This window comes from uncultured Sphingomonas sp. (assembly GCF_913777625.1).
Taxonomy (GTDB): domain Bacteria; phylum Pseudomonadota; class Alphaproteobacteria; order Sphingomonadales; family Sphingomonadaceae; genus Sphingomonas.
Genome location: NZ_CAJYTI010000013.1, coordinates 1 through 25062 on the forward strand (window position 1 = coordinate 1; position 25062 = coordinate 25062).

The window sequence follows — 25062 nt, forward strand, 5'->3', positions numbered from 1 at the left end:
TGATCAGGAGGCGCTGTGGCTGCACGCCAAGACGCTAGAGCGCGGAGAAACGCCCTAGCTCGCGGTCACTCAGCCGAACTTGCAGGCGAACGATGGGGGTTTGATCGCCCTCGTCTATCGTCTCGGACACCACATGTCCGCGTGCGTGCAGGAAGGCCAGGCGTTCGCCGTCCTCGGCCGGAACGGCGAAACTGTAGAGCTTGGCTCCAGCCATCAGCTTTTCGCCCACTGTCGCCAGCAGCGTTTCGCAGCCTTCACCGGTCAGGGCCGAGATCGGCACGACGTCGCGATCACTCTTGTCAGAGATCAAGCCCGACAGTTCTTCGGCATGATCGGGATCGAGCAGGTCCCACTTATTCCAGATTTCCAAGATCGGGATGCCGCTCTCGCCACCCTTTTCCGGCTCGCCACCGTCCTCGGGAATCACGCCAAGGTCAGTGAGGATTTCCAGCACCTGCCGCTTCTGCGCCTCGGTTTCAGAATTAGCGATATCGCGAACATGCAGGATGATATCGGCGGCAGTCACCTCTTCCAAGGTGGCGCGGAATGCGGCGACCAATTGTGTCGGCAAGTCAGAGATGAAGCCGACCGTGTCGGACAAAATGGCCTTTTCCACGCCCGGCAGCCGGATCGCCCGCATTGTGGGATCGAGCGTGGCGAACAACAGATCCTCGGCCATGACGTGCGCCCCGGTGAGGCGGTTGAACAAGGTCGACTTGCCGGCATTGGTATAGCCGACCAGCGCGACCACCGGCCAGGGCGCACGCTGGCGCCGGTCGCGGTGGAGCGTACGGGTGCGGCTGACCTGCTCGAGCTCGCGCCGCAGCCGGGCCATGCGGTCGCGGATCAGGCGACGGTCGGCCTCGATCTGGGTCTCGCCCGGACCGCCGAGAAAGCCGAAGCCGCCCCGCTGGCGCTCGAGGTGGGTCCAGCTGCGCACCAGCCGGCCCGCCTGGTAATCCAGGTGCGCGAGCTCGACCTGCAACCGGCCTTCGGCGGTGCGTGCGCGTTCGCCGAAGATTTCCAGAATCAGGCCGGTGCGGTCGATCACCTTGCATCCCAGCGCGGTCTCGAGGTTGCGCTGCTGCACAGGCGTCAGCGCCGCGTCGAACACCGCAAGCTGCAATTCGCCGTCGCGCACCGTTTCGGCAAGGGCTTCCACCTGGCCCGAGCCGATCAGCGTACCGGGCTTGGGCTGGCGCAGCCGAACGGCGACCCGCTCGACCACGTCGACGCCGATCGCCGCGGCGAGGCCGGCGGTTTCCTCCAGCCTCGCCTCGGCATCGCGCGAACTGCCGCCCATGTCCGGATAGACGACGAGCGCCTTCGCGCCCCGTGCGAATTCGTCGGGGTCGCGCTCGAAACCAGTGCTCATGCGAAGGTCAATCGTCGTCGCCGCTATTGGTTTCCTCGGCGAGGTTCAGCGGGTGCATCGGCTGGATGGTGGAGACGGCGTGCTTGTAGACCAGCTGGGCCATGCCCTCGCGCTGGAGCAGCATGCAGAACAGGTCGAATGCGGCGATCTGGCCCTGGAGCATCACGCCGTTCACCAGGAACATCGTGACGTTTTCCTGCGCCTTGCGCACGGCGTTGAGGAATATTTCCTGCAGCACCGGGTTCTTGTGCTGATATTCGCCGGCGGCATCGAGCAGCGCGGCAAGGTCCATCGGGCCCGAGGGCATGATGGTGGAAATGGCATGCTTGTAGATCAGCTGCGACTGGCCGTCGCGGCGGAGCAGCACCGAAAAATTATCGAACCAGGTCACGATACCCTGGAGCTTCACGCCCTTCACCAGGAACATCGTCACCGGCGTCTTCGACCGGCGCAGGGAGTTGAGGAACAGGTCCTGAAGCGACGTCTGCTTCTCTGCCATATGGTTGGCTCCGTTTATTCTTGGCGGGATTTGTCCCGCGCTGCGCCGTTCCCGGCGTCAGGGTCGGCGCCACCTCGGCGCCGGGATCCAATCTAGGACGTTCGCCGGTCCGCGTCCATAGGCGCGGTGCGGCCGCCTTGCGACATGCTCGCGTCGCACGTTGGCCAAATGCCGCTGGTGCAACAACGTAGGTTGCGGGGAGGAAATGATGCGCAAGATTGGTGCTTTCGTCCTATCATCATTTCCGTGTATCTCTCCGGCGGGAGCCCAGCACAGCGCCAGTAACGATGACGAGATCATGGTGACCGGCGGTAGCCGGGACTATAGGCTGACCAGCAAAGGATTTGCCGCAGCGCTCAAGGCGTTCCGCAAATACCGGCCTTCATTCGCACCGGCAGGCGCCCTCTGGTTCGAGGTCGCCGCGCGTGGCGGGGATCCCTCGCTTGAAGGCATATAGCTTGCCCTGACTGACGGGCAGACGCGCGTGCCGCTCGCAATGGGCGCCGATCCGCATCCGGCGCTGGGTCGTCTCGCCCGGGACGGGCCCTGCCAGCCTGCGCCTGGGGGACCTGCAGGTACAATGCCGCGTCGGCTGGGCGATCGCCAGCCAATCGGCTTCGTTGGTGACCGCCGGCATGTTCGACATGGTCGGCGGCTGCGCGAGTTCGAAGGTCGCATTGTACCAGCAACTCGCCCGGCCCGTCGCGTCTGCGATCCTGGTCGAAGGCGCCAAGCAGACGCCGGTGCCGACCTATCTCAAGGGCTATACCCCCGAGGCACGGGTCCTCATCACCTATCGCTAGGCTCAGTCGTCCCGCGCGTCGGTGATCCCGAGCAGCTTGAGCTTCCGGTGCAGCGCCGATCGCTCCATCCCGATAAAGCTCGCCGTCCGCGAGATGTTGCCCGAGAAGCGGCGGATCTGCACGCGCAGATATTCCCGCTCGAAGCTTTCGCGCGCTTCCTTGAGCGGCGCGCCCATGATTGCGTTCGAGGCCATGCCGCCGCCGGTGTCACTCGGCCGCCCGAGCACTTCCGGCGGCAGCAGGTCGACGTCAATCCGGCCGATCCGGTCGCCCGGGGCGAGGATCACGGTCCGCTCGACGACGTTGCGCAGCTGGCGGACATTGCCCGGCCAGTCATAGCTCTGCAGCGCCACCATGGCGTCGGCGGCGATTTCCGGCGTCGGCACCCGGCGCTCGGAGGCGTAATGGGCGACATAATGCTCCACCAAGGGCGGGATGTCCTCCCGGCGATCGGTAAGCGACGGGATCGGCACCGGCACCACGTTCAGCCGGTAATAGAGGTCCTCGCGGAAGCGGCCCGCGGCGATCTCCGCCATCAGGTCGCGCGCCGTCGCCGAGACCACGCGGACATCGACCTTGACGATCCGGGTTCCACCGACGCGACTGAAGCTCTGGTCGGTCAGCACGCGCAGGATGCGCGCCTGGGTGGCGACCGGCATGTCGGCGATCTCGTCGAGGAACAAGGTGCCGCCATGCGCCTGTTCGAGCAGTCCCGGCCGGACCAGGTCCCCGCCCTCCTCGACGCCGAACAGTTCCTCGTCGACGCGCTCCGGCGTCATCCGGGCGGCGCTGACGATCACGAAGGGCGCATCGGCACGCTGGCTCCAGCCGTGAAGCAGGCGGGCGGCCACTTCCTTGCCGACGCCCGCGCCGCCGGTGATCAGCACGCGGCTGCCGGTGGAGGCGACCCGCTTGAGCGTCGCACGCACCGTGTTGATCGCGGTCGAGCTGCCATGCAGGTCGGTCCCCCGCCCCGCCACCGCACGCAGCGAGGCGACTTCGCGGCGCAGCCGCTCGGTCTCGGTCGCCCGGGCGACCATCAGCAGCAGCCGCTCGGCTTCGAACGGTTTCTCGATGAAGTCCGACGCGCCGCGGCGGATGGCCGCTACGGCGGTGTCGAGATTGCCATGGCCCGAGATGACCAGCACCGGGATCGAGGGATCGCGCCGCTTGATCTCGTCGAGCAGTTCCAGCCCGTCGAGCCGCGAGCCCTGCAGCCAAACATCGAGCAGCACGAGGCTGGGTCGCCGTTCCGCAATGGCCTCCAGCGCGGAGTCGCTGTCGGCGGCGTTGCGCGTGGCGTAGCCTTCGTCCTCCAGCACACCGGCTACCAGTTCGCGGATGTCGCGTTCGTCGTCGACGACGAGAATGTCCAGGCTCATACTCTGCTTCCGGTTCGGGTGAGCATCGCCGGGCGCGCGTCCGTCGCGTCGTCCGGCGTGTCGGTCAGCGCAACGCCTGCCAGCGCCGCGGTATCAAAGCACAAGGTCACGCAGGTGCCGCCGCCGGGGCGATCGGCAAAGGCGATGGTGCCGCAATGTTCCTCGACGATCTTCTTGACGATCGCGAGGCCCAGGCCGGTGCCGCGGCTGCGGGTGGTCATGTACGGTTCGACGATCCGGTCGCGCTCCACCGGCAGGCCGACCCCATTGTCGGCCAGGGTGAGGATCAGCTTGTCGTCGGCTTCGGACTGGATCGTGAGATGCACTTCGCCCGGCGGCACGTCGGCGCCTTCGCGCGCCTCGATCGCCTCCACCGCGTTCTTGACTATGTTGGTCAGCGCCTGACCGATCTGGCGGCGGTCGCACACCAGCGATGGCGCCGGATCGGGCGCGTCGAGCGTGAAGCGCAGCGCGGGGTGCGCGACTTCGTGCAGGAACATCGACTGGCGCGCGATGTCGAGCAGCGACTCGCGCCGGAACATCGGCTTGGGCATCCGCGCGAAGGAGGAGAATTCGTCGACCATCCGCCGCAGGTCGCCGACCTGGCGGACGATCGTGTCGGTCAGCCGGGCGAAGACGCCGTCGCTCTGGTCGACCTGCTTGCCGTAGCGGCGCTGGAGCCGCTCGGCGGCGAGCTGGATCGGAGTCAGCGGGTTCTTGATCTCGTGCGCGATGCGGCGGGCGACGTCGGCCCAGGCGGCGCGGCGCTGATCGTTGAGCTGCTGGGTGATGTCGTCGAAGGTCAGCACCTGGCCGCCCTCGTCGGACGTGACCTTGACGGCCAAGGTGCGCGCCTCGCCGCCGGTCGCGACCTGCACGATGCCTTCGCGCTCCCCGCTGGCGAGCATCGCCTCCAGTTCGGGCGCGAGCGCTTCCAGCGGCAGCCCGACCGGGTCCTCGGCCTGGTGTCGCAGCAGGGCATTGGCCGAGGCGTTGATCAGCCGCACGCGGTGATCGCCGCCGATCGCCACGACGCCGGCCGACACCCCGGACAGCACCGCCTCGATCAGCGCGCGCCGGCTGTCGAGCTGGGCATTCGCCGTCACCAGCGCGCTGGTCTGGTCCTGCAGCCGTTCGGTCATGCTGTTGAACGCGATGCCGAGGGTGGCGATCTCGTCGATCGTCTCGGGTGTCGGCACGCGTGCACCAAGGTCGCCGTCCGCCACCTGCCGCGCTGCCTGCACCAGCTGGTCGACCGGCCGCACCAGGCGATCGGCAACGGCGAGCGCGATCCAGGTGGCGATGCCCACGATCAGCAGCGCAACGCCGAAGAGGATGGCGTTGAACTGCAGCTGCAGTGCGCGCGACCGTGCGATCAGCGCGTTATATTCGCGCCCGATGCGATCCGCCGCGACGTTCTGGCGATTGAGAAACTCGACGTTGTTCGGCGTCGCGACGTAGAGGAAGAGGTTCCGCGAGCGATCGATCGGCGTGATGACCCAGATCACCTCGGAGTCGAAATTGGTGGCGAACTCGCCGTCCTTCATCACTTTCAGGACATTGCGCGAAACCCGCCGCGCGAACACCGACGCCGAAGGCGCCTCCCACGCATATCGCGCCTCGACGCGGTCATCGTCCAGCACCTTGAAGATCACGCCCTGGTTGAACGTGCGATAATAGAGCTGGTTCAGAAACCATTTCTGGAAGTCCGGCGAGTCCTCGGGCAGCGACGGTGCGACGCTCAGCATGTCTTCGACCATCGTCCGCGCCTCGAGCGTCCAGCGATTGATGACGAGCTTCTTGCCTTCGTTCGAGATCGCCGCCGCGGTATCGATCGCGGCGCGCCCGCGTTCCGATCCCCACAGATTTATGCCCGATTGGAACATGACCGATGCCGCGATCACGGTCAGCACGATCGGTACACTGGCCATCAGCGTGAACACGGCCACCAGCCGCACGTGCAGCCGCCCGCCACCTTCCAGTGCCGACTTCGCCGCTCGGTTGATCGCGATCCGTCTTCCGATCAGCACGATCAGCGCAACATAAGGCAGGAGATTGGCGAGCAGCAGCGTCGCGGCGACGCCGGGACTGAACAGCTGCTGCTTCGCGTTCTGCTGAACGAACCAATAGGTCACGATCGGTGTCGCCAGCGCGATCGCCAGCACCGCGAATTCGACCAGCCGGAACGCCCTGCCGGAGCGCGACCAATCCTGCGGGCTATCGAGACTCGTTGGAGCTACGGCGACCATTGCATCCTTGATACACGCGGATTGTGGCCGAAAGAACACATAATATTGCGCGATTGTCACGCAACCGCGTCACCCTGGTCCAAGGGACATGTCTCAAACGTGCACGCTTCAGCCGCCGCTATCGTCGCTCCGCGATGCAATTCCCAGCGTGTCGAGACGCTTGCGAAGCGTGTTTCGATTGATGCCCAGCGCACGCGCCGCGCGCAGCTGGTTGTTCTGGTGCCGCGCGAGCATCATCTCGATCAGCGGTCGCTCGACCTCGCCGATAATCCGGTCGTAGAGCGTGCCGTCGTCGAGCGCGCGGGGCTCCTCCAGCGCGATCCGTTCGAGCCGCGCGCGGATGGCCGCCTCGATCCCGGCATCCCGCGCGACCGGGGCCGACCCGCCACCATCGCCCAGCGCCCGGCGCAGCGCCGCGGCATCGATCCATTCGTCGCGGGACAGCGCGGCGATGCGGCGCATCAGATTTTCCAGCTCGCGAACATTGCCCGGCCAGTCGAGCGTCTCGAGCAGCGCGACGGCATCCTTGTCGAGCTGCTTGCGTGGCAGGCCGTCGTCGGCGGCGCGATCGAGAAAGTGGCGGGCGAGCAGCGGGATGTCCTGGCGGCGCTCGCGCAGCGCCGGCAGGCTGATCGGCACCACGTTGAGCCGGTAGAACAGGTCCTCGCGGAACTGGCCCGCCTGGACGAGCTGCGACAGATCCTTGTTGGTCGCCGCGACGATGCGGACGTCCGCCCGGATCGTCCGCGCGCCGCCTACGGTGGTGAACTCGCCCGATTGCAGGACGCGGAGCAGCCGGGTCTGCGCGTCCATCGGCATGTCGCCGATCTCGTCGAGGAACAGCGTGCCGCCCGCGGCCTGCTCGAACTTGCCGGCGACGCGCGCCTGGGCGCCGGTGAAGGCGCCGCGTTCATGGCCGAACAGCTCGGCCTCGATCAGCTCGCGCGGGATCGCCGCCATGTTCAGCGCGACGAACGGCGCCCGGCGGCGGGGCCCGAGATCGTGGATCGCCTTGGCGACGAGTTCCTTGCCGGTGCCGGACTCGCCGCTGATCAGCACGGTGAGGTCGTTCGAGACCACCCGGGCGATCACCCGGTACACTTCCTGCATCGCCGGCGAGCGGCCGATCAGCGAGGGGCCGCCGTCCTGATCGGCATCGGGCTGGTCAGCCGGGCGACGGCGCCCGCGCGCCATCGCGCTCCGCACCGCCTGGGTGAGCACGTCCAGATCGAACGGCTTGGGCAGATAGTCGAACGCCCCCACCTCGGTGGCGCGGACGGCGGTCGCCAGCGTGTTCTGCGCCGAGAAGACGATCACCGGTAGCGTCGGATGCTGCGCCATCAGACCGGAGACGACGTCCAGGCCGTTTCCATCCGGCAGCACCACGTCCGTGACGAGAACGTCCGGCACGCCGGTGGTCAGCGCCCGCCGCAGCTCGGCGACGCTGGCGGCGGTCGCCACCCGATGCCCCTCGCGCTTGAGCGCGGCAGCGACCACGGTGCGGATCGCGGAATCGTCGTCGACGACCAGAACCGAGCCCGGCGTCATGCCGTGGCTCGCGGCAACAAAATACGGAACACCGTAACCTCCGGTTCGCGTTCGCGGGCATATTGGACGATCCCGCCCATGTCCCGCACCAGTTTCTCGACAAGCGGCAGCCCCAGCCCCTTGCCCTCCGGCTTGCCCGAGACGAACGGCTCGAACAGATGCTCGGCAATGTCGGCGGGGGCGCCGGGTCCGTTGTCCATCACGCAGATCTCGATCGGCAGCGGCCGGCGCGGCTGGCCGGGACCGGCGCTGACCGACATGCCGTGGCGATAGGCAGTGGACAGGATGATCCGCGGCTGAGCGAGGCCCTTCAGCGCCTCGGCCGCATTCTTGAGCAGGTTGATCAGCACCTGCAGGAACGCGTCGCGGTCGACCAGTACCGGCGGCAGCGACGGATCGAACCATTCCTCGATCACGATCCCGCGCGCGAAGCCCGCCAGCGCCACCCGGCGGCCATGGTCGAGCAGCGGGTAGATGTTGGTCGGCTGGAGATCGAGCGGCCGGGTGTCGGTGAAGTCCTGCATCCGGTCGATCAGCGCGGCGATGCGATCCACCTCGGTGGTGATCAGATGGGTGAGCTCGCGGTTGGTCTCGGGATCGCCACCACTCTGCAGCAGCTGGGCCGCACCCCGGATGCCGGAAAGCGGGTTCTTGATCTCATGGCCCAGCATCGCCGCCGCGCCGATCGCTGCGCGCGCGCCGGCGCTGCGATCGAGCCCCTGCCCCACCTTGCGTGCCTGGGGGGCGTGATGCAGCGTCACGATCCGCCAGCCAGAATGATCGGGCACTTGGCTTTCCAGGAAATCGACCCGCAACCGAGTACCGCGCACCGCCTCGATCTCGGCATCGAACGCCGCGAAGCCGCGCCCGTCGCGCCTGTCGGCATAATCCTCCGGCGGCAGCAGCACCGCGTCATAGGGCTGGCCGACCATGCTGGTCTCGCTGTGGTTGAGCAGCACCTCGCACGCCGGGTTGGCATGGGCGATGCGCCCGTCCGGATCGAGCACGAGCACCGCCACCGGCAGTGCGCCGAACAGCTCGGCGAAGCTCGGTCCCTCGACGGTCTGGGGGCGAAACCGCCTCAGGCCGCCGCGCGGGAAAGCCACGGCTCGTAGAACTCCGCCAGCATATCGAGCACCTTCACCGGGTCGACGACCTGGTTGACCTTGTTGCGGAACTCGGCCGAGCCGTGCAGTCCCTTGGTGTACCAGCCGAGATGCTTGCGCATCATGTTGACGCCCACCTCGTTACCATAATGGGCGAGCGTCTCGATGTAATGCTCGGTAATAACGCGATATTGTTCTTCGATCGACGGTTCGGGCTTGTCGCCCTTGCCGGTCAGCGCGTCCATCACCTGGCGGAGGATCCACGGCTTGCCATAGGCGCCGCGGCCGATCATCACCCCGTCCGCGCCGGACTGCGCGAGGGCCTCGCGGGCATCGGCGACCGAGCAGATGTCGCCGTTGACGATCACCGGGATCGAGACCGCGTCCTTCACCCGGCGCACGAAGCTCCAGTCGGCCGAGCCGCGATACATCTGGTTGCGGGTGCGGCCATGGACGGTCACCAGCTTCGCACCGAGATCCTGCGCAATCTTCGCCAGTTCGGGCGCGTTGAGGCTGTCGAGATCCCAGCCCATCCGCATCTTGACCGTGACCGGCGCCTGCACCGCATCGACACAGGCTCGGATGATCGCACCCGCATGGTCAAGGTCGCGCATCAGCGCCGAGCCGGCGTCGCCATTGGTGACCTTGCGGACCGGACAGCCCATGTTGATATCGATGATCGACGCACCGCGATCCTCGTTGAGCTTGGCCGCCTCGGCCATCTCGTGCGGGGTGCAGCCGACCAACTGCATGGAGACCGGCTCCTCGATCGGGTCCCAGGCCGCCTTCTGCACCGATTGCCGCGTCTCGCGGATCGCGGCGGCGCTGGCGATCATCTCGGTGACGTTGAGGCCCGAGCCGAAGCGCCGCACCGCCCGCCGGAACGGCAGGTCGGTCACGCCGGTCATCGGCGCGAGCAGCACCGGGGCTTCGACCGTCACGGGGCCGATCTGGATGGGGGCGAGTTCGCGCATCAATTCTGCCTGAAAATCAGGCAGCGCATGTAGCGATCCGCGGCCGCAAGGGCAAGGCACCGTGAAACGCCTCCCCATTCCGGGGAGGAATGGAGCGTGCCCTACCCATGCCTTGCAATCTCGGCTAGGCGCACGCCCATGACCGCGACCCGTACCGCCGCCATCCTCGTCGCCGCCGGCAGCGGCACCCGCGCCGGGGGCCAAGTGCCCAAGCAATATGCAACGGTCGGCGGCAAGCCGCTGCTCGACTATGCGCACCAGGCGCTGCGCAGCCACCCGAAGATCGACGCGGTGCTGACCGTGATCGGCGCAGGCCAGGAGGCGATGCTCGAAGCGGCGCTGGGTCCCACGCCTTTTGTCACCGGCGGCGCCACGCGGCGCGAGTCCGTGCGGAACGGGCTGGAGGCGCTGCATGCCGATGGTTTCCGCCATGTGCTGATCCACGACGCCGCCCGCCCGTTCCTCCCTGCGCGGGTGATCGACGATCTGCTCGCCAGCCTGGAGGGTGCATCGGGCGCGATCCCCGCCCTACCAGTCGCCGATACGCTGGTGCGCGGCGAAGGCGCGACAATCGGCGATATCGTTCCGCGGGACGGCCTGTACCGCGTGCAGACCCCGCAGGCCTTCGCCTTCGACGCCATTCTCGATGCCCATCGCCGTTGGCCCGCGGAGCAGGAGGCAACCGACGACGCCCAGATGCTGCGCGCGATCGGCGGCCAGGTCGCGCTCGTCCCCGGAGACCCGATGCTCGAAAAGATCACCCACCCCACCGATTTCGCCGCCGCCGAAGCGCGGCTGGCCTCGGCGATGCGCGTACGCACCGCCACCGGCTATGACGTCCACCGCTTCGCCGAGGGCGAGGAACTCTGGCTTGGCGGCGTGCGCGTGCCCCACAGCAAGGGACTGTCGGGTCACAGCGATGCGGACGTCGCCCTCCATGCGATCACCGATGCGCTGCTCGGCACGATCGGCGCGGGCGATATCGGCATGCACTTCCCGCCGAGCGAGCCGCAGTGGCGGGGTGCTGCCTCGGCGCGCTTCCTCGAACATGCTGCCGCGCTGGTCGCAGCCGAGGGCGGCGTGCTCGACTTCGTCGACCTCACCCTGATCTGCGAGGCGCCCAAGATCGGCCCGCACCGCGAGGCGATCCGCGCCTCGATCGCCGCGATCCTCGGTCTCGATCCGGGACAGGTCAGCGTCAAGGCGACCACGACCGAGCGCCTCGGCTTCACCGGGCGCGGCGAAGGCATGGCGGCGCAGGCTGTCACCACGGTACGCGTGCCTGCAAGGAACTGACTCGTACTGCGGATCAACCGGTGGCAAGGGGGCGCCGCTATGGACACGATTCTTCCAACCGAACTCGTAGAAGCCGCGCGCAAGGTCATTGACGCGAACCGTCTTGCCGGCCGCCGCGTTGCCGTTGCCGAGAGCTGCACCGGCGGCCTGGTCTCCGCTGCGCTCACCGAATTGCCGGGTTCGTCCGACGTCTTCGACGCCGGCTTCGTCACCTATTCCAACGACGCCAAGATGGACGTGCTGAAGGTGAGCCTCGACGTGCTCGAGACCTTCGGCGCGGTCTCGATCGCGGTCGCCTGGAGCATGGCGCAGGGCGTGCTGGAGCGCACCAAGGCCGATGTCGCGGTCGCCATCACCGGCGTTGCCGGCCCGGGCGGCGCCACCGAGAACAAGCCGGTCGGCACCGTCGTCTTCGCGCAGGCGATTCGCGGCGCCGATCCCAAGCACGTCGTCGCCGACGCGCGCCACTTCGAAAACAACGGTCGCGGCGGCATCCGCCTTCAGGCGGCGTTGTGCGCGCTCGACCTGCTGATGCCGGAACCCGAGGCGCCCGTCGAAGAGGCATAAAGCTTCGCCGCGCGCTCCTCGAACGCACCGATCATCTTGCGGAGCGCGCGGTCGAACACCTGGCCGGCCAGCATCTCGAACACTCGGTTCTTGAATGCGAAGTCGACGCAGAAATCGACATAACAGCCGCCCTGCCCGTCCGGGCGGAACTTCCAGTCGTTCGACAGATGCTTGAGCGGCCCATCGACATATTCGACATGGACGCTGTCCGGCCGCGCCTTGGTGACGCGCGAGGTGAAGGTCTCGCGCAGCCCCTTGAAGCCGACGATCATGTCCGCGACGACCTGAGTGTCGCTCGACGAGCGGACGCGCATCGCGCTTACCCAGGGCAGGAACTCGGGGTAGCGCGCGATATCTGCCACCAGATCGAACATCTGTTCCGGCGTGTAGGGAAGCTGCCGGGTTTCGCTGTGCTTGGGCATCAGGCCTTGGCGCTCGCCTTTGCCAGCTTGGCCTCGCGGGCCGCGCGCATTTCGGCGAAATCTTCGCCGGCGTGATAGCTGGAACGCGTCAGCGGCGACGAGGCGACCTGCAGGAAGCCCTTCGCGCGGGCGATCGCGCCGTACGCCTGAAACGCCTGCGGGGTCACGAACTCCTCGACCTTGGCATGCTTCGGCGTCGGCTGGAGATACTGGCCCATGGTCAGGAAATCGATGTCGGCCGAGCGCATGTCGTCCATCACCTGATGAACCTCGAGACGCTGCTCGCCGAGCCCCAGCATGATGCCGGACTTGGTGAAGATCGACGGATCGAGCTTCTTGACCATCTCCAGCAGCCGCAGCGAGGCGTAATAGCGCGCGCCCGGGCGGATCATCGGATAGAGCCTGGGAACGGTCTCGAGATTGTGGTTGTACACGTCCGGCCGCGCCGCGACGATCGCCTCGACGGCGGCCTCGTGCTTGTTGCGGAAATCGGGGGTGAGGATCTCGATCGTGGTGGTCGGGCTCGCCTTGCGGATCGCCTCGATCACCTTGACGAACTGGCTGGAGCCGCCGTCCGGCAGGTCGTCGCGGTCAACCGAGGTGATGACGATGTGCTCGAGGCCCATCTGCACCGCCGCCTCGGCGACGTGCTGCGGCTCCAGCGGATCGACCTTGCGCGGCATGCCGGTCTTGACGTTGCAGAAGCGGCAGGCGCGCGTGCAAACGTCGCCCAGGATCATCACCGTCGCATGTTTCTTGGTCCAGCACTCGCCGATATTCGGACAGGCGGCTTCCTCGCACACGGTGACGAGGTTCTTGGAGCGCATCAGGGCACGGGTCTTGGCGAACCCTTCCGAGGTGGGGGCCTTGACGCGGATCCAGTCGGGCTTGCGGACGCGCTCGGGGCGCGGCAGCGGAGTCTGCTCGTTCATGGGGGGCAGATAGAGCGCCGAGCCGCGTTTCGCCAGCCCCGGAAACGCCGTACCTGCAATATCCGATCGCACGGTCGGCACGAAAAAAGGGGGCGGCGACAGCGCGCACGCCCCCTCCCAACGCTGGACGTCGCTGGTCAGGCAGCCGCGAAGGCTACACGCGTGCGCCGGATGCGCATCGCGCCACCCGCCAAGCCGAAGCCGCCGATCAGCGTCGCCCACGCAGCCGGTTCCGGCACGCCCGGCGGGGTCGACGCATTGATCGTGATGGCAGCGAAGGCCACCTGGTTGGCCGAACCGCCGAAATCGACCGAGTGCGCGATTCCCGAGAAGCTTACGCCAATCGGCACATACGGGCAGAAAGAGGCACCGTAGCAACCAGCGGTACCCGCCCCGTTCGGGGTCGTAGCGAGATCGATCGTGGCCAGCAGAGAACCTTGCCCGTCCAGACCGCTATACACCTTCACGAACGCGGGGTTGTTCACCGCGCTGTAGTAGAACGAAAACCCAGTATCGAACCCGCCAGCCACATTCATCGTGGCAGCGCCGCCGCCGAGGAAGAACAGCAAGTTGCCACCCGTCGGAAGCGCCGCCGAATTGCAGTTACCGGTCGGCTGGACCGAGCAAACGATAGCATTCGGCGAGAAGGTGATGCCGTAGTTGGGGCCGCCGGTCGAACCGAGACCACCCGCACCACCTGCATAATAGGAAAGAACCTGCTCTTCGGCATCCCCGTTCAGACCCGAAAAGTTCAGCGACTGCGCAGAGGCGGCGCCTGAACCGACAACGCCGGCAAACAAGCTAAGTACTGCCACTATCTTGCTCATAAAACCCCCAAAAGTAAGAGTAAGAGCCTCCGTTGCCACCCTTATCTATCCGGACAAGCTCGCCGTAACGTAAACTAATTATTAATGATTCGATACGGATTCTTGGGAGAAACGAATATTTCGGCTTTCGTTTGAGGCTCGAATGCCGAACCCGGGCAGCGCCGCCGAGCGCACGGCGAACTCGTCCTGCCAACGCAGCCGCAGCGCCCCGTCGACAAGCGGCACGCCGGCCGCTACTGCCGGGCAATGGCTGGATTCGAAGAGCTTATCGGTGGCTATCACCGCTTCCGTACCGACGGCTGGAGCAGCCAGCGCGCCCGCTGGGCCGAACTTTCGGAAGGCCAGAGCCCGAAGGTGATGGTGATCGCCTGCTCCGACAGCCGAGTCGATCCCGCGCAGATCTTCGATACCTCGCCCGGCGAGATCTTCGTGGTGCGCAACGTCGCGAACCTCGTACCGCCCTATGAGACCGGCGGCGGCCGCCACGGTGTTTCGGCAGCACTGGAGTTCGCGGTGACGCAGCTCGAAGTGCCCGAGATCGTCGTGATGGGGCACGGCGCCTGCGGCGGCGCGCATGCCGCGCTCACGCAGCGCTTCGCCGATGCCGAAAACGGCGAAGGCGGGTTCATCGCCCACTGGGTCGACATGCTGGACGGCGCCCGGGAAAAGATCATCGCGGAACATGGCGAAGGCCCGGAAGCGGTGCGGGCGATGGAGCAGGAGACGGTCCGCGTCTCGATGCGCAACCTGCGCACCTTCCCGTTCGTCGCCGAGCGCGAGGCGTCGGGCAAGCTGACGATCCACGGCGCGTATTTCGCGATCGCGGACGGCGTGCTGCACGTGATGGACGACAACGGCACCTTTGCGGCGGCGTAAGGCCCAGCCCTAAGTCTGCGCTCCCCTCCCGCAGACGGAAGGGGAATGCAGGGGGAGAAGCCTCAGAACTTCCCCAGTGCCTCGGTCGCGACGTTTGCCACCTCCGGGTCTAGTTCCGGCGGCACCATCGGCACGTGCCTTTCCAGCTGTTCGGCAATCGCGGTCAGCGCCGCGATCCGCGCAGCCTTCTTGTTGTTGCCGTCGATCACCGTCCAGCGCGCGTGCGGCGTATCGGTTTGGTGGAACATCTCGTGCATCGCGTCGAGATAGTCCGCGCGGCGTGCACGATTGCGGAAATCCTCCGGACTGATCTTCCAGCGCTTCCATGGATGGGTCAGCCGGTCGCGCAGCCTCTTGTCCTGGGTCTTCTGCGTCACGTGCAGGAAGATCTTCACCAGCGTCGCGCCGTTGTCGACCTGCTGCGCCTCGAAATCGTTGATCTCGGCATAGCCGCGCCGCCAGTCGCTTTCGCTGGCATAGCCCTCGACGCGCTCGACCAGCACGCGGCCATACCAGGTGCGATCGAACACGCCGATCTGGTGCTGGGCGGGCAGCCGCTGCCAGAAGCGCCAGAGGAAATGATGGGACAGCTCCTCCTGGGTCGGCGCCGAGATCGGCCAGACCTCGTAATAGCGCGGATCCCATTCGGCGGTGAGGCGCTTGATCACCCCGCCCTTCCCCGCCGCGTCCCAGCCCTCGAACGCCACGATCGCGCGGCGTTTGTGGACGATATGCGCCGTCTGGATATGGCTCAGCCGCTTCTGGAGCTTGGTGAGCTCGGCTTCGTAATCGCCGTCGAAATGGTCGCCGGCTTCATAGTCGGAAAGATCGATCGTCATGGGAGCCCCTAACGTGCCGGCGCGATCAAGGCTGCATCGACGCGATTGGCGAGCGGCCGGCCCGCCTCAAAGTCGGCGATGCTGCCCAGCGTCGTGTCGGCGATCGCCGACAGCGCCTCCTCCGTAAGAAACGCCTGGTGGCCGGTGACCAGCACGTTCGGGAAGGTCAGCAGCCGCTGGAACTGATCGTCGGCGATGATCTCGTTCGACAGGTCCTCGAAAAACAGGTCGGCTTCCTGCTCGTACACGTCGAGCGCGACTGCGCGGATCTTGCGGGACTTCAGCCCGTCGATCAGCGCGGCGGTATCGATCAGCGCGCCGCGACTGGTGTTGACGATCACCAGCCCGTCCCGCGCCTCGGCAATCACCCGCGCGTCGATCAGCCGATGCGTGTCCGGCGTGAGCGGACAGTGCAGCGTGACGATTTCGGCGGTGCGCAGCAGCTCCTCACGCGGCACGTAGCGGACGCCGATCGCCTCCAGCGCGGGATCGGCATGGAGGTCGCTTGCCAGCACGGTGCAGCCGAAGCCGGCCCGCAGCACCCGGGCGACCAGCGCGCCGATCTTGCCGGTGCCCACCACGCCGACGGTGCGGCCATGGAGGTTGCGGCCGATCAGCCCGTCGAGCGCGAAGTTGTTCTCCCGCACCCGCGACCAGGCACGCGGGATCTGCCGGTCGACCGCGAGCAGCAGCCCGACGGTGAACTCCGCCACGGCATGCGGGGAATAGGCCGGCACGCGCACCACGGCGATGCCCAGCCGCTCCGCCGCCGCGAGGTCGACATTGTTGAAGCCGGCGCAGCGCAGCGCCACCAGCCGGACGCCCGCCTTGGCCAGCGCCTCAAGCACGGCTGCGCCGACCCCGTCGTTGACGAAGACGCAGACCGCCTCATGCCCCGCCGCCAGCGGGGCGGTCAGCACGTCGAGGCGGGGTTCGAGAAAGGTCAAGTCGTGGCCGAAGCGGGCATTGCCCTCGGCAAGGAAGCGGCGGTCATAGGCCTTGGTGTTGAACACCGCGACGCGCATGACCGCCGATCTCCGCTCAGCCGGCCTTGGGGCCGTCGACGCCCGGCGCCAGGCGGATGTGCAGTTCCTTGAGCTGCTTGTCGCTCACCGCGGATGGCGCGTGCATCATCAGGTCCTCGGCCTTCTGCGTCATCGGGAAGGCGATCACCTCGCGGATGTTCGGCTCGTCGGCGAGCAGCATCACGATGCGGTCGACGCCCGGGGCCGAACCGCCGTGCGGCGGTCGACGCCCGGGGCCGAACCGCCGTGCGGCGGCGCGCCGAACTTGAACGCGTTGATCATGCCCGAGAAATTCGTGTCGACATCCGCCTGCGTATAGCCGGCGATCTCGAACGCCTTGTACATGATCTCCGGCTTGTGGTTCCGGATCGCACCCGAGGACAGCTCAATGCCGTTGCAGACAATGTCGTACTGATAGGCGAGGATGTCGAGCGGGTCCTTGGTCTCCAGCGCCGCCAGCTCGCCCTGCGGCATCGAGAAGGGGTTGTGGCTGAAATCGACCTTCTTCGCGTCCTCGTCATATTCGAACATCGGGAAGTCGACGATCCAGCAGAACTCGAAGCGCTTCTTGTCGATCAGCTCCAGCTGCTCAGCTACACGGGTGCGCGCCAGGCCGGCGAGCTTGGCCGCCTGCGCTTCCTTGCCGGCGGCGAAGAAGATGCCGTCGTTCGGACCCAGGCCCATCGCTTCCGCAATCGCCTTCATGCCGTCCTGGCCATGGTTGTTGGCGATCGGGCCGCCGAACACGCCGTCCTTCTGCGTCGCATAGCCGAGGCCCGGGAAACCTTCGCTCTGCGCCCAGCTGTTCATGTCATCGAAGAACTTGCGGCTCTTCTCATGCGTGCCCGGCGCCGGGATCGCGCGGACGACGTCGCCGCCGTCGACGATCGAGGCGAAGCGGCCGAAGCCCGAGCCCTTGAAGAAGTCCGACACGTCGGTGATGACGAGCGGGTTGCGCAGGTCCGGCTTGTCGTTGCCGTATTTGAGCATCGATTCGCGGTACGGGATGCGCTTGAACGGCAACGCGCTGACGGTGCGGCCCATGCCCTCCCAGTCGGCGAACTCCTCGAACACGCCGTGGAGCACCGGCTCGATCGCGGCGAACACGTCGTCCTGGGTGACGAAGCTCATCTCGAAGTCGAGCTGGTAGAATTCGCCCGGCGAACGATCGGCGCGCGCGTCCTCGTCGCGGAAGCAGGGGGCGATCTGGAAATAGCGGTCGAAGCCGGCGACCATCAGCAGCTGCTTGAACATCTGCGGTGCCTGCGGGAGCGCGTAGAACTTGCCCGGGTGGACGCGGCTGGGGACGAGATAGTCGCGCGCGCCCTCGGGGCTCGACGCGGTGAGGATCGGCGTCTGGAACTCGGTGAAGCCCTGGTCGATCATCCGGCGGCGCAGCGACGCAATCACGTTCGAGCGCAGCAGGATGTTCTTGTGGACCTTCTCGCGGCGGAGATCGAGATAGCGGTTCCGCAGGCGGATCTCTTCCGGATACTCCTGCTCGCCGAACACCGGCATCGGCAGGTCGGCAGCGGCGGACTGGACGGTCACTTCCGCCGCGCGGACCTCGATCTCGCCGGTCGGCAGGTTCGGGTTCACCACGCTGGCGTCGCGGGCGACGACCGTGCCGGTGACGGTGATCACCGATTCGGAGCGCAGCGACTCGATCGCCTCGAACGCCGGGCCGCTCGCGTCGGTGACGATCTGGGTGATGCCGTAATGGTCGCGCAGGTCGACGAACACCAGGTCGCCATGGTCGCGCTTGCGGTGCACCCAGCCCGACAGGCGGACGGTTTGCCCGACGTCCGCGGAGCGGAGCTGGGCGCAGGTGTGCGTGCGATAGGCGTGCATGATGCGGTTCTTCTCACCTTGGCGTCTTCCCGCCACGCGTGGCGGTGCCGGAACGGGCCGGCGCGACGATATTGAAACACTATGACCGCGCGCATTCCGGTCACACCCCACTTTTGTCAACCCGAAGACCGGTATATGGGCATCAGATGCACATTCATGGTCTGATCGAAGACAGCGTCACCCTCGCCGATCTCTGCAAACGCCTCGCGCAGTCCGACTTCATCACGGTCGACACCGAGTTCATGCGCGAAAACAGCTACTGGCCCGAGCTCTGCCTCATCCAGGTGGCCAACGACAAGGAGGCCGCGGCGATCGACCCCAAGGCCCCGGACCTCGACATGGGCCCCCTGCTCGATCTGCTGGTCGACAATGAGGACGTGCTCAAGGTCTTCCACGCCGGCGGCCAGGACATCGAGATCGTCTACAACCTCACGGGCAAGACGCCGCACCCGATGTTCGATACCCAGGTCGCCGCGATGGCGCTCGGCCAGGGCGAGCAGATCGGCTATTCCAACCTCGTCGACACCTATCTCGGCATCGTCGTCGACAAGGGCGCCCGCTTCACCGACTGGGCACGCCGCCCGCTCGACAAGCGCCAGATCGACTATGCCATCGCGGACGTGACCCACCTCTCCAAGATCTTCCCCAAGATGCTGGAAAAGCTGCGCAAGTCCGGCCGCGGCGTGTGGCTCGACCAGGAGATGGAGCGGATCTCGGACCCCGAGAATTATCGCAACGATCCCGACCAGGTGTGGCAGCGCGTCCGCATCAACAGCCGCAAGCCCGAGGTGCTCGGCCGCCTCAAGGCGCTGGCCCGCTGGCGCGAGCTGGAAGCGCAGGGCAAGGATCTGCCGCGCGGCCGTATCGTCAAGGACGAGACGCTGGCCGACATTGCCGCCAACCCACCGCGCAAGCAGGCCGATCTCGCCAAGGTACGCGGGCTCTCCGCCGCCTGGGCGGGCAACGACATCGGCGGGCGGATGATGGCCGCGATCGCCGACTCGAAGCCGATGCCGGCCGACGAGATGCCCGGCCGAGAGGAGCGCAAGCCTTCGCTCGGCAAGGACGGCGCGCTCGTCGCCGACCTGCTCAAGCTGCTGCTCAAGATCCGCGCCAAGGAGGTGAACGTCGCCCCGCGCCTGCTCGCCCGCTCCGAAGATCTCGAGGCGCTCGCCGCCGGGGTCCGCAAGGACCTGCCGATCCTCGAAGGCTGGCGCTACGAACAGTTCGGCCGCGACGCGCTGGCGCTGGTCGAGGGGCAACTCGGCTTTGCGGTACGCAACGGCAAGCTCAAGATGACCCGCACGGAAGAACCCGCATGATCGCCCGCATCGCGCTCTTCGCCCTGGTAGCCGGTACCGCAGGCTGTGCCCCGCAGAAGAAGCCCGCGCCGATCCCGGCGGTGGTGGAGTGCGATGCGACTCGCGTGCTGTACCTCAAGGGCAAGCAGCGCACCGCGGTCGACGAAAGCGAGGCGCTGCGCCATGCCGGCGCCAAGCGCCTGCGCTGGATCGAGCCGGGCTCGGCGGTGACGATGGACTTCCGCGTCGACCGCCTGAACCTGCACGTCGACAAGACCGGCATCATCACCGACGCGCGCTGCGGCTGAACCGTTACTGCGCGGCGGCGTCGATCAGCCGGTCGACGAATATTTCCCGGGCGTGCTGCAACGCCCGGTCGGTCGCCTTGGGCCAGGCGCTCGACATCACCACCACGGTGCGGGTCTTCGGATCGATGCGGATCATCTGGCCGAAAATACCCACCGCGCCGAACCGCCCCTGCGGATAGGTCCACCACTGATAGCCATAGCCGTACCCGGGCTCGCCGATATCGGCATGCGGCCGGGTCGCATCGGCGAACCAGCCCGCCGGCACCACGCCCTTGCCGCCGGACAGCGCGAACATCCCCATCCGCGCATAATCGCGAAGCGAGACGGACAGGCAGCAGCCGCTCACCTCATGGCCGGACGGACCGACCATCCAGAAGGCGTCGCTCTCCATGCCCCAGGGCTTCCAGACCTTGTCGCTGAGATAGGTGGCGAGCGGCTTGCCGGTGGCGCGCTGGACGAGCACGCCGATCAGGTTGGTCTCGCCGGTCTTGTACACCCATTTGCTGCCCGGGGCGGTCTCGCGCGGCAGGTTCTTCATGTAATAGACGGTGGGGTCCTGCCCCGCCGGCACCGCCTCCAGGAACATCCGGGCGACGTCGGACTTCACGTCGGTATAGTCCTCGTTCCAGCGCACGCCCGAGGTCATGGTCAGCAGCTGGGTGATCGTCACCCCGTCATAGCCGCTGCCGGCAAGATCCGGGATATATTGGGTCACCGGCTCGTCGACCGACTGGATATAGCCGTCGCGGATCGCGGCGCCGACCAGCGTCGAGGTGAAGGACTTGGCGACCGAGAAGCTGGTCCAGCGCCCCTCGCGCGAATAGCCGCGCGCATAGCGCTCCAGCCGGATCTTGCCGTCCTGCACGACGAGCAGCCCGGCGACGTTGTTCGCCGCGATATAGGCGTCGATCTCGGCAGCCGGGACCGGCAACGGCTTGCCCTCCGGCAGCGGACGCACCTTCGCGCCGGCCTTGACGATATGGCCGGGGAACAGCTTCTCCATGTGCGGGAAATTGGCGTCGCGCTGGGCCTGGCTCCAGAACAGCACCTGCGCGCCGATCTTGCGCAGCCCGTCGACGCTCTTGGGATCGATCGGCACGTCGGGCGAGACCACCGCCTGCCCGAACGCCGGTGTCGCGGCCAGCAGCGCCAGCGCCGCGAACCATCCCTTGGGCATCCTCATCCCCCCTTCTTGACCAGGCTCACCTGGATCACGTCGATCCCGCCGCCCCGGAAGCCCCCTTCGCAATACATCAGATAATAGCGCCACAGCCGGACGAAGCGATCGTCGAACGACGCCGGAAGCAGGCCGGCCGCGGCCGCCGCATCGAAGCTTTCCCGCCAGAGGCGCAGCGTCTCGGCATAATCGAGGCCGAAGGCATGGCGGTCCCGCCATTCCAGCCCCTCGGCCTCGGCCAGCGCGCGGAACTCGCTCTCCTTGAGAAGCATGCCGCCGGGGAAGACATAGGTCTGGATGAAATCGACGTTGCGGGCATAGCCCTCGAACATCGCGTCGTCGAAGGTGATCACCTGCAGCGCCGCCCGCCCGCCCGGCTTGAGCGCCCGCGCGATCGCCGACACATAGGCCGGCCAATATTCGCGCCCCACCGCCTCGGCCATCTCGATGCTGGCAACCGCGTCATACTGGCCGGTCACATCGCGATAATCGGTGAGGCTGAAGCGCGCGCCCTCCATGCCCCTGGTCCGCGCCTCGGCCCAGGCCTTCTGCTCGGTCGAAAGGGTGATGCCGTGGAGCTTGCGGCCTCCGCGCAGCGCCAGCTCGGCGAACGAGCCCCAGCCGCAGCCGATTTCGAGGATCGTGTCGCCCGGTCGGGTGGCCGTGCGGTCGAGGATGGCCTGCAGCTTCGTGTCCTGCGCCGCTGCGAGCGTCTCGTCCACATCGCGGAAGATCGCGCTGGAATAGCTCATGCCCGGGTCGAGCCAACGCGCGTAGAAGTCGTTGCCTAGGTCATAGTGGAAGGCGATGTTCTTGCGCGATCCACCGCGATGGTTGCGCCGCATCCAGTGCATCAGCCGCCGCGGCAGCAGCGACAGTCCGCGTGAGCGCGCCTGCGCCGCCAGCCCCGCCCGATTGCGGCTGAACAGCGCGAACAGCTGCACCGGATCAGGGCTCGACCATTCGCCCTTCTCCCAGGCCTCGTACCATCCCGTCGAGCCGCCGGTCGCCAGCCGGGCCAGGGCGCGCCAGCTGTGCAGCGTGACGGCAGCGGCCGGCCCTGCCTGGCTACCGCCGAGCAACCGCACCTGCCCGTCCGGCGTGAACACCTCCAGGCTGCCCTCGGTGATCCCGCGGTCGAGCCGATCGAGCTGGCGATGGAAGAAGGGGCCGAAAAGAGCCCATCGCCAAGAGCCGCGCGGAGCGACTCGTGCGGTATCCTTTACCGGCGCATTCATGCCCCGCTTCATGCACGCCTGACCGCGCCGGGCAAGCCCCTCAGCGCACGGCGCGACCCGCGGCAAGCGCGCGTTCGCGTGCATCGCGGTGGTTAATCCGCTTGGCCGGATAGTCGCGCGGGCGGCACCCGGCTTCCTGCGGGTCGTGGATCGCGGCGTCGGGGAGCTTGGCGAGTTCGGGCACCCATTGCCGGATATAGCCGGCCGCATCGAACTTCTCGGACTGGGAGAGCGGCGCCATCACCCGGCTCCACTGGCTGGAGTCGACGCCCGAGCCCGAGACCCATTGCCAGTTCACCGCGTTGTTGCCGTAATCGGCATCGACCAGCGTGTCCCAGAACCAGCGCTCGCCCTCGCGCCAGTCGATCAGCAGATGCTTGATCAGGAAGCTGGCGGCGATCATCCGCACGCGGTTGTGCATCCAGCCGGTCGCCCAGAGCTGGCGCATGCCCGCATCGACGATCGGATAGCCGGTCTGCCCCCGCTGCCAGGCGCGGAGGTCCGCCTTGGCCTCCTTGCCGCTGCGCCACTCCATCGCATCGAAGGCAGGACGGCCGTTCTTCGCGGCATAGTCGGGAAACTGGCAGATCAGGTTCTGCGCAAAGTCGCGCCAGCCGAGTTCGCGGAGACATTCTTCCACCTGGCCGCCCGCATCCTCCAGCGCATGCCAGACCTGCGCGGGCGAGACCTCGCCGAAATGGAGATGGGGCGAGAGGCGCGAACTGCCTTCGATCGAGGGCAGGTTGCGGGTGTCGTCATAGCGCGCGGCATGGTCCCTGAACCGCCGCAGTCGCCGGTGTGCACCCGCCTCGCCCGGCGCCCATTCCTCGCGGAAACCGCCTGCCCAATCGGGCGCGGTGGGCAGCAATGCCCAATCCTCCAGCCGATCGCTCTCGGGCCATTTCGAAGGTCCGGCGATCTTGGCGGGCGCGCGTACCGGCGCCGCCGGTGGGAGACGCTCGCGAAGTGCCCGCCAGAAGGGGGTGAAGATCTTGTAGGGCGTGCCCGCCCCGCTCGTCACCGCGCCGGGCGGCAGCAGATAGTTGCCGTCATGGCAGCAGAGCGTCAGCCGCTTCGCGACCGCCCGCTCCGCGTTGCGCCACCAGGGCTCGTAGTGCCGGATGCAATGAACGGTATCGGCACCCGTCTCCTCGGCCAGCCGCGCGAGTTCCTCGTCGCTTCTGCCCCGGCGCAGGATCAGTCGCGATCCCTTCTCGCGCAGGGCGACGTCGAGCGCCGCGAGGCTGTGGTGCAACCACCAGCGCGACGCGCCGCCCATCGCGCGATGCTTCGCCGTCTCGTCGTCGAGCACATAGACGGGGATCACCGTCCCTGCCTGCACGGCCGCCGCGAGGGCAGGCTGATCGGCAAGGCGGAGATCGCGGCGGAACCAGAGCAGGACGGGAGCGGTCATGGGCGCACCAACGCGCAACCATCCGAGAAGGCGACCTGTCCAGAGGAACAGGGGACCCGATCGGGTGCCCCAGGCGTTACGGACCCGTCATCAATCGAGGATCCTGCATGCATTTCCAATCGGCGGCGATGATCGTCAACACCAAGTCCCGTCATGGCCAGGACTGGTTCGATCGCGCCTGCGCCCGCTTCCACGACCAGGACATGGCCGTGGACGCCCATGCCGTCGAGGATCCAGACCAGCTGGAAGCAACATTGGCCAAGGCGCTGGCGAAAAAGCCGGAACTGGTGATCCTGGGCGGCGGCGACGGCACGATCAGCGGGCTGGTCGACAAGCTGGTCGGCAGGGGCGTGACGCTGGGCGTGCTACCGCTCGGCACCGCCAACAGCTTCGCCCGCTCGCTCGGTATCCCGCTCGACGTCGACGGCGCGGTGGATGCGATCCTGCAAGGCGCGCCGAAGCGGATCGACCTCGGCATGATCGACGACGATTATTATGCCAGCACCGCGGCGATCGGCCTCTCGCCCCAGATCGCCGAGACCGTGCCGCACAACGCCAAGCGCTGGTTCGGACGGATGGGCTATCTCGGCTGGGCGGCGCTGCAGTTCCTGAAGTTCAAGCCGTTCACGGTGATCGTCGGCGAAGGCGCAGATGCCCGGCGTCTGCGCGCGGTGGAGGTGCGGATCTCGAACGGCCCCTTCCATGGCGGAACCGAGCTGGTCGATGAAGCCGGGGTGACCTCGGGCGAGATCATCGTCCAGGTGGTGAAGGGCCATGTGAAGTCGCGGCTGGTGCGCAACTGGGCCGCCTCGGTCCTGCGGCTGGACGCGCGCAAGGAAGACACCGTCGCATTCCGCGGCAAGGCGCTGCGGGTAGCGACCGAGCCCCCGCTGCCGATCTCGATCGACGGCGAGGTGCTGGCAACGACGCCGGTCACGGCGAGGGTGGCACCGGCGGTGATCGACGTCATGGTGCCGCGGGAAACGGTGTAGCTTGGTACAGCCACCCTCACCCTTCCCACCGCCTACGGCGGCGGGCCCCTTCCCTCTCCCT

The 25062-nt window shown here is 67.1% G+C and carries 24 protein-coding genes and 1 pseudogene; 8 read left to right on the forward strand and 17 right to left on the reverse strand.

Features of this window, described 5'->3' with window-relative positions; all coding sequences use genetic code 11:
* Window positions 1–34: 34 nt before the first annotated feature.
* Window positions 35–1375 carry a GTPase HflX gene (gene hflX / locus QZ814_RS08135; RefSeq protein ID WP_294330777.1) on the reverse strand — a complete coding sequence of 447 codons (1341 nt, stop codon included), beginning with the start codon at window positions 1373–1375 and terminating at the stop codon, window positions 35–37.
* 7 nt (window positions 1376–1382) lie between these two features.
* Window positions 1383–1892, reverse strand: a complete 510-nt coding sequence (gene hfq, locus QZ814_RS08140; RefSeq protein WP_294330929.1) for an RNA chaperone Hfq — start codon at window positions 1890–1892, stop codon at window positions 1383–1385.
* Between the two features lie 187 nt (window positions 1893–2079).
* Here hfq and QZ814_RS08145 point away from each other — a divergent pair, with 187 nt between their 5' ends.
* Both QZ814_RS08145 and QZ814_RS08150 read left to right on the forward strand, forming a co-directional pair.
* Entirely contained in the window at window positions 2080–2331 is a 252-nt protein-coding gene (locus tag QZ814_RS08145) for a hypothetical protein (RefSeq protein WP_294330779.1), read from the forward strand.
* Window positions 2332–2509: 178 nt separating this feature from the next.
* Complete coding sequence (locus QZ814_RS08150) at window positions 2510–2677, forward strand: hypothetical protein (RefSeq protein WP_294330780.1); 168 nt, start codon at window positions 2510–2512, stop codon at window positions 2675–2677.
* Between the two features lie 2 nt (window positions 2678–2679).
* On the opposite strand, the gene QZ814_RS08155 is transcribed toward QZ814_RS08150, so the two are convergent.
* The 5 genes from QZ814_RS08155 to dusB form a co-directional block, all read right to left on the reverse strand.
* Window positions 2680–4059: a sigma-54 dependent transcriptional regulator gene (locus QZ814_RS08155; protein WP_294330782.1), complete on the reverse strand. Its 1380-nt coding sequence runs from the start codon at window positions 4057–4059 to the stop codon at window positions 2680–2682.
* Window positions 4056–6308 carry an ATP-binding protein gene (locus QZ814_RS08160; protein WP_294330784.1) on the reverse strand — a complete coding sequence of 751 codons (2253 nt, stop codon included), beginning with the start codon at window positions 6306–6308 and terminating at the stop codon, window positions 4056–4058. Before QZ814_RS08160 ends, QZ814_RS08155 begins: the two co-directional genes overlap by 4 nt.
* Before the next feature lie 108 nt (window positions 6309–6416).
* Window positions 6417–7856, reverse strand: coding sequence for a nitrogen regulation protein NR(I) (ntrC, locus tag QZ814_RS08165; RefSeq protein ID WP_294330786.1), 1440 nt, complete (start codon window positions 7854–7856; stop codon window positions 6417–6419).
* Complete coding sequence (locus QZ814_RS08170; RefSeq protein WP_294330787.1) at window positions 7853–8962, reverse strand: ATP-binding protein; 1110 nt, start codon at window positions 8960–8962, stop codon at window positions 7853–7855. The genes ntrC and QZ814_RS08170 overlap by 4 nt, the downstream gene beginning before the upstream one ends.
* Entirely contained in the window at window positions 8938–9936 is a 999-nt protein-coding gene (gene dusB, locus QZ814_RS08175; protein WP_294330790.1) for a tRNA dihydrouridine synthase DusB, read from the reverse strand. The genes QZ814_RS08170 and dusB overlap by 25 nt, the downstream gene beginning before the upstream one ends.
* A gap of 138 nt (window positions 9937–10074) precedes the next feature.
* Here dusB and QZ814_RS08180 point away from each other — a divergent pair, with 138 nt between their 5' ends.
* Together QZ814_RS08180 and QZ814_RS08185 are read left to right on the forward strand one after the other, a co-directional pair.
* Complete coding sequence (locus QZ814_RS08180; protein WP_294330792.1) at window positions 10075–11232, forward strand: bifunctional 2-C-methyl-D-erythritol 4-phosphate cytidylyltransferase/2-C-methyl-D-erythritol 2,4-cyclodiphosphate synthase; 1158 nt, start codon at window positions 10075–10077, stop codon at window positions 11230–11232.
* 39 nt (window positions 11233–11271) lie between these two features.
* Entirely contained in the window at window positions 11272–11799 is a 528-nt protein-coding gene (locus tag QZ814_RS08185; protein ID WP_294330795.1) for a CinA family protein, read from the forward strand.
* Here the strand turns inward: QZ814_RS08185 and QZ814_RS08190 are convergent.
* The 4 genes from QZ814_RS08190 to QZ814_RS08205 form a co-directional block, all read right to left on the reverse strand.
* The gene (locus QZ814_RS08190; protein ID WP_294330799.1) at window positions 11733–12221 is read right to left on the reverse strand and encodes a type II toxin-antitoxin system RatA family toxin; all 489 of its coding nucleotides are present in this window, start codon (window positions 12219–12221) and stop codon (window positions 11733–11735) included. The genes QZ814_RS08185 and QZ814_RS08190 overlap by 67 nt on opposite strands.
* Window positions 12221–13153, reverse strand: coding sequence for a lipoyl synthase (gene lipA, locus QZ814_RS08195; protein ID WP_294330801.1), 933 nt, complete (start codon window positions 13151–13153; stop codon window positions 12221–12223). Before lipA ends, QZ814_RS08190 begins: the two co-directional genes overlap by 1 nt.
* Window positions 13154–13290: 137 nt before the next feature.
* Entirely contained in the window at window positions 13291–13980 is a 690-nt protein-coding gene (locus tag QZ814_RS08200; RefSeq protein ID WP_294330804.1) for a PEPxxWA-CTERM sorting domain-containing protein, read from the reverse strand.
* An 81-nt stretch (window positions 13981–14061) separates the two neighbouring features.
* Window positions 14062–14205, reverse strand: a complete 144-nt coding sequence (locus QZ814_RS08205; protein WP_294330806.1) for a hypothetical protein — start codon at window positions 14203–14205, stop codon at window positions 14062–14064.
* A 21-nt stretch (window positions 14206–14226) separates the two neighbouring features.
* Between QZ814_RS08205 and QZ814_RS08210 the strand changes: the two genes are divergently transcribed.
* Window positions 14227–14856 carry a carbonic anhydrase gene (locus QZ814_RS08210; RefSeq protein WP_294330809.1) on the forward strand — a complete coding sequence of 210 codons (630 nt, stop codon included), beginning with the start codon at window positions 14227–14229 and terminating at the stop codon, window positions 14854–14856.
* Between the two features lie 62 nt (window positions 14857–14918).
* Here the strand turns inward: QZ814_RS08210 and QZ814_RS08215 are convergent, their stop codons facing one another.
* The 3 genes and pseudogenes from QZ814_RS08215 to aspS form a co-directional block, all read right to left on the reverse strand.
* Window positions 14919–15695, reverse strand: a complete 777-nt coding sequence (locus QZ814_RS08215) for a polyphosphate kinase (RefSeq protein ID WP_294330812.1) — start codon at window positions 15693–15695, stop codon at window positions 14919–14921.
* A gap of 8 nt (window positions 15696–15703) precedes the next feature.
* Window positions 15704–16720, reverse strand: a complete 1017-nt coding sequence (locus QZ814_RS08220) for a 2-hydroxyacid dehydrogenase (protein WP_294330814.1) — start codon at window positions 16718–16720, stop codon at window positions 15704–15706.
* 16 nt (window positions 16721–16736) lie between these two features.
* Window positions 16737–18571 (reverse strand): annotated as a pseudogene (aspS, locus tag QZ814_RS08225) (aspartate--tRNA ligase).
* Window positions 18572–18717: 146 nt separating this feature from the next.
* Here aspS and rnd point away from each other — a divergent pair.
* Both rnd and QZ814_RS08235 read left to right on the forward strand, forming a co-directional pair.
* Complete coding sequence (gene rnd / locus QZ814_RS08230) at window positions 18718–19893, forward strand: ribonuclease D (RefSeq protein ID WP_294330817.1); 1176 nt, start codon at window positions 18718–18720, stop codon at window positions 19891–19893.
* A complete protein-coding gene (locus QZ814_RS08235; RefSeq protein WP_294330820.1) occupies window positions 19890–20180 on the forward strand; it encodes an I78 family peptidase inhibitor in 291 nt (96 codons plus the stop codon). The genes rnd and QZ814_RS08235 overlap by 4 nt, the downstream gene beginning before the upstream one ends.
* A gap of 4 nt (window positions 20181–20184) precedes the next feature.
* Here the strand turns inward: QZ814_RS08235 and QZ814_RS08240 are convergent, their stop codons facing one another.
* The 3 genes from QZ814_RS08240 to QZ814_RS08250 are packed head-to-tail and all read right to left on the reverse strand — an operon-like array spanning window position 20185 to window position 24009.
* Window positions 20185–21357 carry a serine hydrolase gene (locus QZ814_RS08240; protein WP_294330822.1) on the reverse strand — a complete coding sequence of 391 codons (1173 nt, stop codon included), beginning with the start codon at window positions 21355–21357 and terminating at the stop codon, window positions 20185–20187.
* A 2-nt stretch (window positions 21358–21359) separates the two neighbouring features.
* Window positions 21360–22595 carry a cyclopropane-fatty-acyl-phospholipid synthase family protein gene (locus tag QZ814_RS08245; protein WP_294330824.1) on the reverse strand — a complete coding sequence of 412 codons (1236 nt, stop codon included), beginning with the start codon at window positions 22593–22595 and terminating at the stop codon, window positions 21360–21362.
* A 40-nt stretch (window positions 22596–22635) separates the two neighbouring features.
* Entirely contained in the window at window positions 22636–24009 is a 1374-nt protein-coding gene (locus QZ814_RS08250) for a deoxyribodipyrimidine photo-lyase (protein ID WP_294330830.1), read from the reverse strand.
* A 107-nt stretch (window positions 24010–24116) separates the two neighbouring features.
* Here QZ814_RS08250 and QZ814_RS08255 point away from each other — a divergent pair, with 107 nt between their 5' ends.
* Window positions 24117–25001 (forward strand): diacylglycerol kinase family protein, encoded by an 885-nt coding sequence (locus QZ814_RS08255; protein WP_294330832.1) that lies wholly within the window; start codon window positions 24117–24119, stop codon window positions 24999–25001.
* Window positions 25002–25062: the final 61 nt, after the last annotated feature.